The 12,043-nt window shown below is 73.7% G+C and carries 14 protein-coding genes; 7 read left to right on the top strand and 7 right to left on the bottom strand.

Features of this window, described 5'->3' with window-relative positions:
- Nucleotides 1–117: 117 nt before the first annotated feature.
- From AB0N04_RS08875 to AB0N04_RS08865, 3 genes are all read left to right on the top strand, one after another.
- The gene (locus tag AB0N04_RS08875; RefSeq protein ID WP_360216443.1) at nt 118–714 is read left to right on the top strand and encodes a 3'-5' exonuclease; all 597 of its coding nucleotides are present in this window, start codon (nt 118–120) and stop codon (nt 712–714) included.
- Between the two features lie 105 nt (nt 715–819).
- Nucleotides 820–1,362 carry a hypothetical protein gene (locus tag AB0N04_RS08870; protein ID WP_360216440.1) on the top strand — a complete coding sequence of 181 codons (543 nt, stop codon included), beginning with the start codon at nt 820–822 and terminating at the stop codon, nt 1,360–1,362.
- 109 nt (nt 1,363–1,471) lie between these two features.
- Nucleotides 1,472–2,209: a VOC family protein gene (locus AB0N04_RS08865; RefSeq protein WP_360216437.1), complete on the top strand. Its 738-nt coding sequence runs from the start codon at nt 1,472–1,474 to the stop codon at nt 2,207–2,209.
- A 139-nt stretch (nt 2,210–2,348) separates the two neighbouring features.
- On the opposite strand, the gene AB0N04_RS08860 is transcribed toward AB0N04_RS08865, so the two are convergent.
- On the bottom strand, nt 2,349–2,921 hold the full coding sequence (locus tag AB0N04_RS08860) for a 1,4-alpha-glucan branching protein (RefSeq protein WP_360216434.1): 573 nt from the start codon (nt 2,919–2,921) through the stop codon (nt 2,349–2,351).
- A gap of 244 nt (nt 2,922–3,165) precedes the next feature.
- Between AB0N04_RS08860 and AB0N04_RS08855 the strand changes: the two genes are divergently transcribed.
- Together AB0N04_RS08855 and AB0N04_RS08850 are read left to right on the top strand one after the other, a co-directional pair.
- Nucleotides 3,166–3,375, top strand: a complete 210-nt coding sequence (locus AB0N04_RS08855; protein ID WP_360216431.1) for a zinc-binding dehydrogenase — start codon at nt 3,166–3,168, stop codon at nt 3,373–3,375.
- An 87-nt stretch (nt 3,376–3,462) separates the two neighbouring features.
- Nucleotides 3,463–3,936, top strand: a complete 474-nt coding sequence (locus AB0N04_RS08850; RefSeq protein WP_360216428.1) for a helix-turn-helix transcriptional regulator — start codon at nt 3,463–3,465, stop codon at nt 3,934–3,936.
- Nucleotides 3,937–4,122: 186 nt separating this feature from the next.
- Here the strand turns inward: AB0N04_RS08850 and AB0N04_RS08845 are convergent, their stop codons facing one another.
- The 3 genes from AB0N04_RS08845 to AB0N04_RS08835 form a co-directional block, all read right to left on the bottom strand.
- Nucleotides 4,123–4,725: an ATP-dependent Clp protease proteolytic subunit gene (locus tag AB0N04_RS08845; RefSeq protein WP_360216425.1), complete on the bottom strand. Its 603-nt coding sequence runs from the start codon at nt 4,723–4,725 to the stop codon at nt 4,123–4,125.
- 1 nt (nt 4,726) lies between these two features.
- Complete coding sequence (locus AB0N04_RS08840; RefSeq protein ID WP_360216422.1) at nt 4,727–5,365, bottom strand: ATP-dependent Clp protease proteolytic subunit; 639 nt, start codon at nt 5,363–5,365, stop codon at nt 4,727–4,729.
- 193 nt (nt 5,366–5,558) lie between these two features.
- Entirely contained in the window at nt 5,559–6,377 is an 819-nt protein-coding gene (locus AB0N04_RS08835) for a LysR family transcriptional regulator (RefSeq protein ID WP_360216419.1), read from the bottom strand.
- A gap of 69 nt (nt 6,378–6,446) precedes the next feature.
- On the opposite strand from AB0N04_RS08835, the gene AB0N04_RS08830 reads away from it, so the two are divergent.
- Nucleotides 6,447–7,346, top strand: a complete 900-nt coding sequence (locus tag AB0N04_RS08830) for an NAD(P)H-binding protein (RefSeq protein WP_360216416.1) — start codon at nt 6,447–6,449, stop codon at nt 7,344–7,346.
- A 961-nt stretch (nt 7,347–8,307) separates the two neighbouring features.
- Here AB0N04_RS08830 and AB0N04_RS08825 read toward each other — a convergent pair.
- Entirely contained in the window at nt 8,308–9,423 is a 1,116-nt protein-coding gene (locus tag AB0N04_RS08825; protein ID WP_360216413.1) for an NAD(P)/FAD-dependent oxidoreductase, read from the bottom strand.
- A 53-nt stretch (nt 9,424–9,476) separates the two neighbouring features.
- On the opposite strand from AB0N04_RS08825, the gene AB0N04_RS08820 reads away from it, so the two are divergent.
- On the top strand, nt 9,477–10,169 hold the full coding sequence (locus tag AB0N04_RS08820) for a TetR/AcrR family transcriptional regulator C-terminal domain-containing protein (RefSeq protein ID WP_360216410.1): 693 nt from the start codon (nt 9,477–9,479) through the stop codon (nt 10,167–10,169).
- A gap of 57 nt (nt 10,170–10,226) precedes the next feature.
- Here AB0N04_RS08820 and AB0N04_RS08815 read toward each other — a convergent pair whose 3' ends face one another.
- Both AB0N04_RS08815 and AB0N04_RS08810 read right to left on the bottom strand, forming a co-directional pair.
- The gene (locus AB0N04_RS08815; protein ID WP_360216407.1) at nt 10,227–11,276 is read right to left on the bottom strand and encodes a LuxR C-terminal-related transcriptional regulator; all 1,050 of its coding nucleotides are present in this window, start codon (nt 11,274–11,276) and stop codon (nt 10,227–10,229) included.
- Nucleotides 11,277–11,316: 40 nt separating this feature from the next.
- Nucleotides 11,317–11,793: an ester cyclase gene (locus AB0N04_RS08810; RefSeq protein WP_360216404.1), complete on the bottom strand. Its 477-nt coding sequence runs from the start codon at nt 11,791–11,793 to the stop codon at nt 11,317–11,319.
- Nucleotides 11,794–12,043 lie beyond the last annotated feature (250 nt).

Here is a 12,043-nt window from a genome sequence, read left to right as displayed (position 1 = left end):
ACCACCCGTGACTGCCGCGGGGTCCGCCCGAGCCGACGGGCCCCGCGGCCGCTCGACCCGCCGGCCGCGCGGAAAACGAGGTGCCGGAACCGGGGGCGAGTCCCTACCCTCGGCCCCATGCCCCGCGAATCCGCCCTGCTGAACGTCATCGACGTCGAAGCCACCTGCTGGGACGGGCAACCGCCGCCCGGTTCCGTGCACGAGATCATCGAGATCGGCCTGACCGTCGTGGACGTCCCGGCGCGGCGCCGGGTGTCCCGGCACCGGATCCTGGTCCGCCCCGTCCGGTCGGCGGTCAGCGACTTCTGCACCGAACTCACCGGACTGACACCGGCCGAGGTCGAACGGGGCGTCGGCTTCGCGCAGGCGTGCCGGATCCTCGCCGAGGAGCACGGCGCCGGTGAGCGCCCCTGGGCGAGCTGGGGAGAGTACGACCGCCGGCAGTTCGCCCGGCAGAGCCAGGCCGACGGGGTGGCCTACCCGTTCGGCTATCCGACGGAGCGCACCCACACCAATGCCAAGGCCGTCTTCACCGCGGCCCACGGCCTGCGCAGGAAGCCCGGTATGGCCCAGGCCCTGCAGATCGCGGGACTTCCCCTCGAAGGCCGCCACCACAGCGGCGAGGACGACGCCTGGAACATCGCCGCACTCGTCCTCGACCTGGCGGCCCGCGGCGCCTGGCCGGCCCCGGTCGCGGTCGGCTCACGACAGTAGGCCGGTGTCGACAGTGGACCAGTGGGGCCGGTTCGTGACGAGCGTCGGGGCAGGGGCAGGGGCAGGGGCAGGGGCAGGAACGGGAGTGGGAGCGGGGAGGCCGCCATGATGGTCGGGTCGCGGAGCGGGTTCGGACTGGAGTTCCACGTCGAACGGGACCCGGGGCTGCTGTGCGTCGACGTCTTCGTCGGCGGGCTCCACGTGAGCACCTGGGACAACGCGTTCTACCCGCCGCTGCTGGTCAAGAAGCTCGGGGACGAGCTCGGCCGCTTCCGGACGCCGACCGCGCCGCCGGCGGGGTTCACCTCGCCGTCCGAGTCCTTCCTCGCGGCCGAGCGCTGGATGGACGACGACGCCCGTCCCGGGACCGGATCCGGTCCCGAGGAGGCACTCGCGCGGTGCGTCTTCCTGGAATGGGGGGAGTGCACCGACGGGGTGACGGCGCTCGCGTTCCCCGACGGGGACCGGGTGCACCTCGCCTGTCGGGCACGCGGTGGAGGCGGTCCCGCCCGGGGCACCGAGGCCCGGCACGAGCCGACGGTGGTGTCGTTGAGCCGGACGGCGCTCGTCGAGACGCTGGAGCGCGGCCTGGTCATCGCCGAACGCGAGTGGTCCGCCCGGCGAGCCGCCATGGACGACCGCACATGACGGTGGGCCAGGGCGCCGGCACGGGGAAGACGTCATCGGCGAGCGCCGCGTCGACGGCACCGTCCACGTGGTCCCCTGTGGCCCGGTGACGGCTTCTAGGATCTGTGCCATGGCAACACGACTCGTGCAGATCAACATGAAGGCCCTGGACGACGCCGCGCTGGGGCGCTTCTGGGCGGAGGCGCTCGGTTGGGGCGTCGACAGCGAGGGGCCCGGCGTGACCAACCTCGAACCCGTGGGCTTCGCCTACCCCGACCCGGCGGCGATCTGCATCGACCTGGTCGCCCGCCCGGAGCCCAAGACGGTGAAGAACCGGGTGCACCTCGACCTGGCCACCACCTCGCCCGCGCACCAGGCGGAGTTGGTCGCGCGGCTGAAGGACCTCGGCGCGACGCTCGCCGACGTGGGCCAGGGCGACGTGCCCTGGACGGTCATGGCCGACCCGGAGGGCAACGAGTTCTGCGTCCTGGAACCCCGGCCGGAGTACCAGGGCGTCGGGCTGGTCGCCGCGGTGGTGGTCGACTGCACCGACCCGCGGGAGATGGCCCGGTTCTGGGACGCGGCGATGGACTGGACGCTGCACGAGGTCACCGACGAGTTCGCGTCGCTGCGCTCCGCGGCGGGCGTCGGCCCCTACCTGGAGTTCGTCCGCACCCCCGACGCCAAGACCGTGTGGAACCGCGTCCACCTCGACGTCCGCCCCTACCCCGGCGACGACCCGGCGGCGGAGGAGGCCCGGCTGCGCGCCCTGGGCGCCACCGACCCGGGCATCGACCAGTCCGCGATCTCCTGGACGGTCCTGGCCGACCCGGAGGGCAACGAGTTCTGCCTGCTCAGCCCGCGCTGACGTCGGGCGACGGGCCCGCGAGGCTGTGTCGCGAGGGGAGCTCAGGCCCGCCTCGCGAAACAGCCCCGCGGAACAGCCTCGTGGAACAGCCTCGCAGGGATGCAGGATCGCCGGACCACCGGCCTGTCCGGCAATCGGACTACCGGAGCGTCGCGAGGACGCCGCGGGCAGGCGTTCCGTCCGGCCAGGTCCACCCGGCGACGAGGCTCACGGGCGTTCCGTCAGCGGCCTCCGTCGGCCGAAGGACGCGGTTGAGGCGGACGTCGCGGCCGTCCGCGAGGCCCGTTCCGTGCACGGTGACGGTCGGGTCGGGGGTGTCGCTCTCGCGCTGGTGCTGCGGGACCGCCTCGCCGCGCAGCAGGGCGCGCAACTGCGCCGTCACCACCGGGTCGTGGACGCCGTCGTAGATCCACCGGGTGCCGAGCACACCGTGCTCGGAGGTGCCGATCAGGGCCTCGCCCGGCACCCCCTCCAACGCCGCGCCGCGGTAGCCCATCGGCACGAGGTAGGCCACCGGCTCCTGCGCGGTGGCGTCCACGACGACCATGACCTCGATCCCGACCTCCCCGGCCGGGTCGTCCAGGCGGAACCCGCCCGCCACGACCGGTTCCGGTGTTCCCGCGTCGCCCACGTACCAGCTCTGCTTCGGCAGCCAGTCGGCGAGCAGCTCCAGCTTGGTGGGCTTCATGGTGGTGCGGTGGATGGCGGCCATCCGAACTCCCTCACGCTCAGGTCCGGGCCCGTCCTCCGACGGGATGTGACCGAACCTATCCGAACGGCTCGCCCGCCCGGCCGCCCGCGGGCGGCCTCTGGCCCCGGCTCGACACCGCTGCCCTCCGGAACGAAAGCCGGCCCTGAGCCCGCATCGACACCGGTGGGCCGCGGCCGACCTGTTCGGCCGGGAGGCGGCCGAGGCCGCGCTCGAGCTCGGCGTCGCACCCGAGCGGATCTCCGTCGTGGCCGACGGCCCCGCTCCGCCGTCCGGCGTGCGCAAGGCGGGCGCCCTCGACGCGGGCCCGGGCTCCCTGGAGCGGATCGCCGAGCTGATCCGGTCGGGCGAGCTCACGGTTCCGATCGCGGCGACCTTCCCGGTCGAGCGGATCCGCGAGGCCGTGGTGATGCAGGCCGAGAGGCACGTCCACGGAAAGCTGGTCATAGCGTTGTGAACCGGCGCGGGACCGCCCGGGGAGAATCCGCTGAGAGCGTGACGAATCCACAGGGGCGGTGCCACCGGCACCACTTAGGCTGGGGGGGTGAGCACTCATGCGTCGAACGAAGCCCGCGTCATCCCCCTGCGTCCGCAGGCCGCGCAGCCCGGTTCCGGTGGGGAGGGTCGTGCCCCGCAGCGCCCGGCGGGGGCCCAGGATGCGCCCGCGCCGAGGGAGCCGCTCTGGCGGGACCTGGTCGGCGACGTGCTGCGGCGCGAACGGCTCGCGCAGGAGCGCACGTTGAAGGACGTCGCGGAGGCGGCCCGGATCTCCATGCCGTACCTTTCGGAGCTGGAGCGCGGGCGCAAGGAGGCCTCCTCCGAGGTGCTCGCGGCCGCGGCGCGGGCCCTCGGCCTCGGCCTCGGTGACCTGCTCTCGCTCGCCCAGGAGGACCTGGCCCGGTACGCCCGGCCCGCCGCGGCCGCGCCCCGGGTCGGCAGGGTGGGGCAGCCGGGTCGGGCGGTCCACCGCCGTCCGTCGTCCACGACGCCGTACAACGGGCTCTGCCTCGTCGCGTGAGCGGCGTCGGCACCGCCTGACCGGTACTGCCTTAGCGACACTGCCTGACCGGTACTGCATTATCGGCACCGCCTGACCAGGCCGCCGACCGGTGCGGCGGGGACGCCGCCGCGTACCCGCCGCACCGCCAGGTGCGTACCCGCCGCACCGCCCGGCGGCCGTGTGCGGATCCGTGCCGGTCCGGACCTACGCGAACGGCAGCCGCCGGCTCAGCACCTCGTCGGCGAGCCCGTAGGCGACGGCCTCCTCGGCGGTGAGCACCTTCTCCCGGTCCATGTCCGCGCGCAGCGTCGCCGGGTCGTGCCGGGTGTGACGGGACAGCACCTCCTCCACCTGCGCGCGGATGCGGACCACCTCCTTCGCCGCGAGGCTGAGGTCGGAGACCGTCCCCTGCCGGCCGCCGCTGGCGGGCTGGCCGAGCAGCACCCGTGCGTGCTGGAGCACGAACCGCCGCCCCGGGTCCCCGCCGGCCAGCAGCACGGCCGCCGTGGACGCCGCCTGCCCGACGCAGAACGTGGAGATCGGCGACTGCACGAAGGTCATCGTGTCGTAGATCGCCATCAGCGAAGTGAACGATCCACCGGGCGAGTTGAGGTAGATCGAGATCTCCCGCTCCGGGTTCGCCGACTCCAGGTGCAGGAGCTGCGCGATGACGACGTTGGCGACGCCGTCGTCGATCTCGGTGCCGAGGAAGATGATCCGCTCGTTCAGCAGCCGGCTGAAGACGTCGTACGTCCGCTCGCCCTGCGCGGTGCGCTCGATGACGTAGGGAACCGTGTACGAGCCCATGTCACAGCCCCATCCGTCGGCGGGACGAGGCCGGGCGGATGTCGGCGACCGACTCCACCACCCGGTCCACCATCCCGTACTCCCGGGCCTGTTCGGCCGTGAACCAGCGGTCCCGGTCGCCGTCCCGGGCGATCGTCTCCTCGCTCTGCCCGGTGTGCTCGGCGGTGATCCGCTCGATCGCCTTCTTGGTGAACTGGAGGTTCTCCGCCTGGATCTCGATGTCCGCCGCGGTGCCGCCGATGCCGGCCGACGGCTGGTGCATCATGATCCGCGCGTTCGGCAGCGCGAACCGCTTGCCGGCCGCCCCCACCGTCAGCAGGAACTGGCCCATGCTGGCGGCGAAACCCATCGCCAGCGTCGAGACGTCGTTCGGGATGAGCCGCATGGTGTCGTAGATGGCGAGCCCCGCGGTGACGGAACCCCCCGGGCTGTTGATGTACAGGCTGATGTCGGTCCGCGGGTCCTCCGCGGAGAGCAGCAGCAGCTGCGCGCACACCCGGTTGGCCGACACGTCGTCGACCTGGGTGCCGAGCAGGACGATCCGCTGGGCGAGCAGCTGCGCCGCGAGGTGGTCGTCGAAGGGGCTGGGCGGGGTGTCGCCCTCCTGCGCGCGGGGCGCACGGGCGGTGAGCGGACTCATCTGGTCTCTCCTCGTCGGGGCGGGGAAGCTGTCCACTCCACTCTTGACCCCGGGGGCGGCCCGGATACCGTTCCTCTGCCCGCCGCAGATTCGCTACGGGCAGAGGCGGTGGGCGGAGCGGTGGCCCCAGGTGGAGCGGTGGCCCCGGGCCGCCCCACCTCCACGGTCCCCGGCCCCGGCCCCTGGCGACGCGTCAACCGGTGTGAGCCGTCAGCAGCCGTGCCGCGGTGGCGAGGAAGGCGCGCACCCGCGGCGCGGTGCGGCCGGCCGGCACGGCCAGGAAGGTGCGCACCGGTGGGGCGTCGGTGACCGGCAGGTAGACCAGGTCCGCCCGGGAGTACATCGCCGCCACACTGGCCGGCACCAGCGCGACGCCGCCGCCCAGCGCGATGACCTCGAACTTCTCGTCCAGCGAGGAGGTGCGCCGCCGGGGCTCGGCGTTGAGCAGGGTCTCCCCGGCGAGGTCGGCGGTGGTGATCGCGGCACGGCGGGCCAGCGGGTGGGCGGCCGGGAGGCAGGCCACCCTGGTCTCCTCGCCGACGGGCAGCAGCCGCAGCCCGGTGGTGTCGAAGGGCTCCCGCAGGTAGCCGACGTGGGCGCGGCCGTCGCGCAACGGCCGTTCCTGCTCCCACCACGGCACGCCGAGCGGCTCGACCTCCACCCCCGGGTGCTCGGCGGTGAAGGCCCGCACCGCCTCGGCGACCAGCAGCCCCGTCGCGAAGGCGACCACCAGCCGCTCCCCGCCGTGCGCGGCCTCGTTCACCCTGCGCACCGCGGCGTCCACCGCCCCGAACACGTCCTTGCACTCGGCCTGCAGCTGCTCGCCCGCCGGGGTGAGCTCGACGCTGCGGGTGGTGCGCCGCAGCAGCGCGCAGCCGAGTTCCTGCTCCAGCGCCCGGATCTGCCGGCTCAGCACCGGCTGCGCGATGTACAGCGCCTGCGCGGCGCGGCCGAAGTGCCGGTGCTCGGCGACCGCGGCGAAGTAGCGCAGCTTGCGCAGGTCCAGATCCATACCTCAAGGGTATCAATGGGCTGCGAAGGGTATTGGACCCCGCAGACGCCCGGCGCGCAGCATCGAAGCATGATCCTCATCACCACGCCCACCGGCGACATCGGCAGCCAGCTCGTCCGGATGCTCCTCGACAGCACCGACACGGCACTCCGCGTGATCGCCCGCGACCCCGCCCGCATCCCCGCCGGCCTGCGCGACCGCATCGACGTGGTCACCGGCTCGCACTACGACCCGGCGGTACTGGACCGCGCCCTCGACGGCGCGGACGCCCTCTTCTGGAACGCCGCGCCCAACCCGGCCGCCGCCACCCTGGACGAGGTGTACGCCGGGGCGGCCGCCACCGCCGCCGAGCTGCTGGCCGCGCACGGCACCGGCCACGTGGTGACCGTCTCCGCGCTGGGCCGCGGCACGTCGCACCAGGCCGACGCGGGCCTGGTCACCGCCTCCCTCGCCATGGACGACGCACTCTCCGCCGCCGTCCCGAACTTCCGTGCCCTGGCCAACGCCTCCTTCATGGACAACCTGCTGCGCCAGACCGCCCAGCTCCGCGACACCGGCGTCTTCTCCGGCCCCATGCCGGCGCAGTCGCGCCAGCCCACCGTCGCCACCCGTGACATCGCCGCGGCGGCGGCCCGGCTCCTGCTCGACCGCGCCTGGACCGGCTCCGCCGAGGAGCCCCTGCTCGGCCCGGAGGACCTCTCCCCCGACGAGCAGTCCGCGACCGTCTCCGCCGTCCTGGGACGCCAGGTGACCTACCGTCAGGAGCCCCTGGACTCCGTCGAGACCCGCCTCCTGGGCTTCGGCGCGTCACCGGCCTTCGCCGGCGGCATGGCCGCCATGGTCCGCGCCAAGGCCGAACACGGCCTCGACACCGGCATCCCGCGCACCCCGGCGGCGGCCACGGCCGCCCCCACCACCTTCCACCAGTGGTGCGAGCGGGTCCTGAAGCCCGCCCTGGCGCGCAGCTGACCGCGCGCCCGCCCCGAACGCCCCTGCCCCTCACGGGCCCTGGCCCCGCTCCGGGCGGAGCGGGGCCAGGGCCCGCCTCAGGCAGGGGGATCGGGGCGGACCACCGGGTGCGAGGCGTCCCCGAGGAGGTGACCCGTCCGAACCTCCGGCGCGGCAGCGGGTCGCGGCCGTCCTGGACTTGTCGGGTGTTGCTGACCGGGCGACATTCCCTGCATCGTCAACTGTGCTTGCAATAGCCGGACGGGTCAGCCGCCGGTGGAAGGCACTGGTACGGGAAGTCTGCGGCGTGATGGCTCAGGAAGCGGCCGCTGCACTGGTCCTTGCCGACGCGGCCGTGTGCTGCGCAGAAGGCGAGAGCTGCGGAACCGTTGCTGAAGGGACCCGGGTCGTAGATGACCCAGTACCCAGGGCGCAGTGAGGTGAAGTCGTCGCTTCGCAGGACCTGGGCCGTCGGCACGTCGGCCCGGACCTGTGCCAGCCGTTGGTCCCGACCGGCGATGCCTGTGGAGACCGGTTCGGAGTAGAGCTGTGCGATCCAGCTGTCCGTGCTGCCTTCTCCCGCTCCGGCAACGGGTGCGGTGGGTGCTGGTGGGGAAGCCCGCGGCTGGCTCGGCGCTGGTTCCGGGGTCACGGTAGGAGTCGGGACCGAAGCTCCGACAGGGGATGCGGGGGATTGCGCGGCCGGGGAAGGGTGCGAGAGGGCGCCGGTGATGAAGGCTACGGCGATTGCCCCCATGACTCCGATGATCGCCGAAGCAATCTGAACGGTGTGCTGCTTCAGCCATGGGTCGGGAGAAGGAGAAGCCACGTCACGCCCCCTACGTCAGTCATGGGACAGGTGCGCTGACGATCAGTCAGTCACCAGGGTTCAGAAGGTACATGACCTCCGGGTGTGACGAGTAAAGGTCGGGATTTCGTGGCGTGACCGTGGTAGGGCCGTTACCGCCGGAGGGTGGGGCTGTCAGGGCTGGACCTGGGTGAAGTGGGCGAGGGCCTGGGTGGGGTCGGGGCTGAGGAGGCGGTCCAGGCCGGCGGTGGTGATCTCCGCCCATCGGTGGGCTCGGGGCCACATGCGGTCCTCGAATGCGCGGACGGTCGCGTCGAGGTCGCCCGGGCCGGTGGCGATGGACTCGGCGAGTTCGGCGCCCTCGAGCATGGCGAGGTTCGCGCCGGCGCCCAGCGGGGGCATCAGGTGGGCGGCGTCGCCGAGGAGGGTCACGCCGGGGACGTGGGGCCAGGTGTGGTCCACGGGCAGGACGTGGAGCGGGCGGTGGACGAAGGCGGTGCCGTGGCGGAGGAGGTCGAGGACGGGGGCCGCCCAGCCGTCGAACAGGGCGAGCAGGCTTGACCGGACGGCCTCGGTGTCGGCCGGGTCCAGGTGGGCGTGCCAGTCCAGTGGTGCGCGGAACTGGGCGTAGACCTTGACGTGGCCGCCGCTGTTGCGCTGGGCGACGAGCTTGCGGTTCACGCCGTACACGGCCACGGAGCCGTCGCCGACCAGCCGGGCGAGGTCGGGGTGGCGGGTGTCGACGTCGTCCAGGGAGGTCTCGACCGAGGTGATGCCCGTGTAGTGCGGCGTCACCGGCGAGACCGCCGGGCGGACCCGGGACCAGGCGCCGTCCGCGCCGACGACGAGGTCGAACTCCTCCTGCCTCCCGTCGGCGCAGTGGACCACCGCGCCGCCTCCGGTTCCCGGCACCACGCGCGTCACGCTGCGCCCCCACTGGACGTCGAGCGGGCCGAGCAGCAGGTCGCGGAGTTGCCCTCGGTCGATCTCGGGATTGGCGTGGTCGTCCGGGCGGGGCCGCCAGTCGCGCAGGACGGTTCCGTCCGTGTCCAGGATGCGCATGGCCTGCCCCTCGGGTCGGGACAGCGCCTGGAACTCCGTCAGCAGCCCGGCCTTGTCGAGGGCGAGCTGGCCCATGCCTTCGTGCAGGTCCAGCGTGCCGCCCGGGGGGCGGGCGTCGGGGGAGGGGTCGCGTTCGAGGACGGTGACGGGGTGGTGGTGGCGGTGCAGGACGCGGGCGAAGGCGAGGCCGCCGGGGCCGCTCCCGACGACTGCGATGCGAGGGCTCATGGCGATACACCGTATTGGCGCGGTGCGGTGTATCGCAACGGTACGGTGAGTCCATGACTGTCTGGGACCGGCCGGAGCCGCCGACTCGCCCCGTGCCGCTCGACCGCGAGCGGATCGTCGCCGCCGCGGTCGCGCTCGCCGACGAGGGCGGGCTGGAGGCGGTGTCGCTGCGCAAGGTCGCCGGTCGGCTCGACGCCGGACCGATGCGGCTGTACGGATACATCGCCACCAAGGAGGAGCTGTTCGACCTCATGGTGGACGAGGTCCAGGCCGAGATCCTCCCCGAGGAGCCGCCCGGCGACTGGCGGGAGGCGCTGCGCGGCATCGCCCACGGCACCCGGCGGGCGGCGCTGCGCCACGAATGGCTGGCCGACCTGCTCGGCGGCCGTCCGTCCCTGGGCCCGAACGGCCTCGCCGTGACCGAGGCCAAGCTCGCCGCCCTCGACGGCCTCGCCGACGTGGACACCGTCATGCGCGCGGCGGAGACCGTCGGCGCCTACGTCACCGGTGCGCTCAGACGCGAGATCGCGAACCTGCGGGCCGAGCGCGCCACGGGCCTGTCCAAGCGCGACTGGCAGCGCGCCTCCGGCCCGCACGTGACGAGGATGCTGGCCACGGGCCGCTTCCCCGCGCTGACCAGGGCCGTGCACGACGGCACGCACGTGGACGCCGAGACGTCCTTCGCGACCGGCCTGGACTGGGTCCTCGACGCCGTCGCCGCCAAACTCGCCGGGCCGCCCGCCTGATGCTCGGCGCTCGCCGCAGCTGAGCGAGGACGGGGCTGGCGCGGGGTGGGGCCCTGCCTAGCCCTGGGCGAACCCGGACAGGTCCGCCAGCATCGCGGCGACGAGCTCGCGGCGGCTGCGGACACCGAACTTGTCGAAGACTCCGGTCAGGTGTTCCTGCACGGTGTTGGCGGAGATGTGCAGCTCGTCGACCACCTGGCGGGTGGAGTAGCCCCGGATGACCAGGGCCGCGACCCGGGTCTGCGCGTCGGTGAGTCCGTGGGCGCTGAGCAGGACCGCACCGAGCTCCGCCGGTCGGGCCGGTTCCACCACCACGCCGATCTGCGGGCCCACCCGGCTGGTGTGCAGCGCCAGCCACCGGCCCGAGCGCCCGCGGACCCGGACGGTGGACGGCACCGGGCCGGAGGCGGCCGCGAGCACGCTGACCGGGAGCCGGCCCGCGTCCTGCCGGTCGCCGTCGGGGAAGTCGGCCAGCCACTGCTCGGCCTCGGGGCTCATGGCCACCGTCCTGAGGGCGGAGTCGAGCAGGATCAGCCCCACCCCGTCCGGGCCGGCGGCGGCCGGGGAGTCCGGGGAGGACGGCGCGGCGGTCACCGCGGCGCGCAGGCCGGCCGCCAGCACCGGGGCGACGCGCCGGACGAGGGCGAGCTCCTCACCGGTGAAGCCCGCGGAGGACGCCTCCCGGTGCAGGCAGAGCACGCCCCAGCAGCGGTGCCCGGTGACCAGCGCGGCGCGCAGTTCGTCGCCGAGCCCGAGCGGTGCCATGATCTCCCGGTAGCGGGCGCTGTCCGCCCGGTTGCCCCGGGTGGCCCGGTCCAGGGAGCCGACCGGATCCTTCGCCCGGGCGAGGCCGGCGAACTTGTTGACGTCCGCCCGGCCGAACTCGTTGTCGAGGAACAGGGCCGTCGCGGGACCGAGCGGGTCCTCGGCGGTCGCCGAGGTGAACAGCAGCGTCACCGGATCGACGGTCGCGAACAGGGCCGCCTCCGCCGGTACCACCCGGCGCAGACGGCCCAGGGCCTCCGTGCCCAGCGCGTCGGCGTCCAGCCCGCTGCGGCACCGTCGTTCGATGTCGGCGAGTCGGCGTTCCACCGCCGCACCGGCCACGACCACCACCCTACGCCCGGCTGCCCCGGCCCACCCCCTGCTACGCCGGGCCCGGGACGAGCCCGAGCTGGCGCAGCAGCCCCAGCTCGTCGAGCCGGCCCCAGCGTTCGACGATGCGGCCGTCCCGGAGCCGGAAGATGTTGATGCCACGGAGCGTGACGGTGCGCCCGGTGGCCGGTGCGCCGAAGATCTCGCCGCGCTGGGTGCCGCTGGCGCTGAAGTGCTCCACGACCAGGTCGTCCTCGGCGACGAGGAAGTCGGGCATCGCGTGCCAGTCCGGGAAGGCACTGCGGAACAGGACGGCGGCCCTGCGCATGCCCTCACGGCTGGGGTCGGAGTCGACGGGCGGGTCGTGGTTGAGGAAGTCCTCGGCGAGGTACTTGTCGATCGCGGTGAGGTCTCCCTTGGTGAACAGTGCGTCGATGAAGGCGCGCACGGTCTCCCGGTTGTCCGCGGTTCGGCTGTCGTCCGCGGTTCGGCTTTCGTCTGCGGTTCGGGTCTTCTCGATGGCGTCCATGGCCCCAGTCTTCGACGCCGCCCGGGCCCCCGGTACCCCAAGGACCTGGGGTTTCCCGCCACGCCCCGGCACCCGGCGCGGTTGCGCACGGACGGGCCCGCGTCGACCGTTCCGGTCTCCCGGGTGTGAGTGGTCGGCGTACAGTAAGTCCCGGTGAGATGGATCCTGCTGGGCTCGGCCAGTTCGAGGGGGCGTCGGCTCTGCGCGTCGCCCCGGGGATGTACCCCGGATACGCCCCCGGGCCGAGGGC

The organism is Kitasatospora sp. NPDC051702, from assembly GCF_040681575.1.
Taxonomy (GTDB): Bacteria; Actinomycetota; Actinomycetes; order Streptomycetales; family Streptomycetaceae; genus Kitasatospora.
Note: the sequence above shows the minus strand (reverse complement) of the source record. Positions and strands in the feature narration are given on the sequence as shown.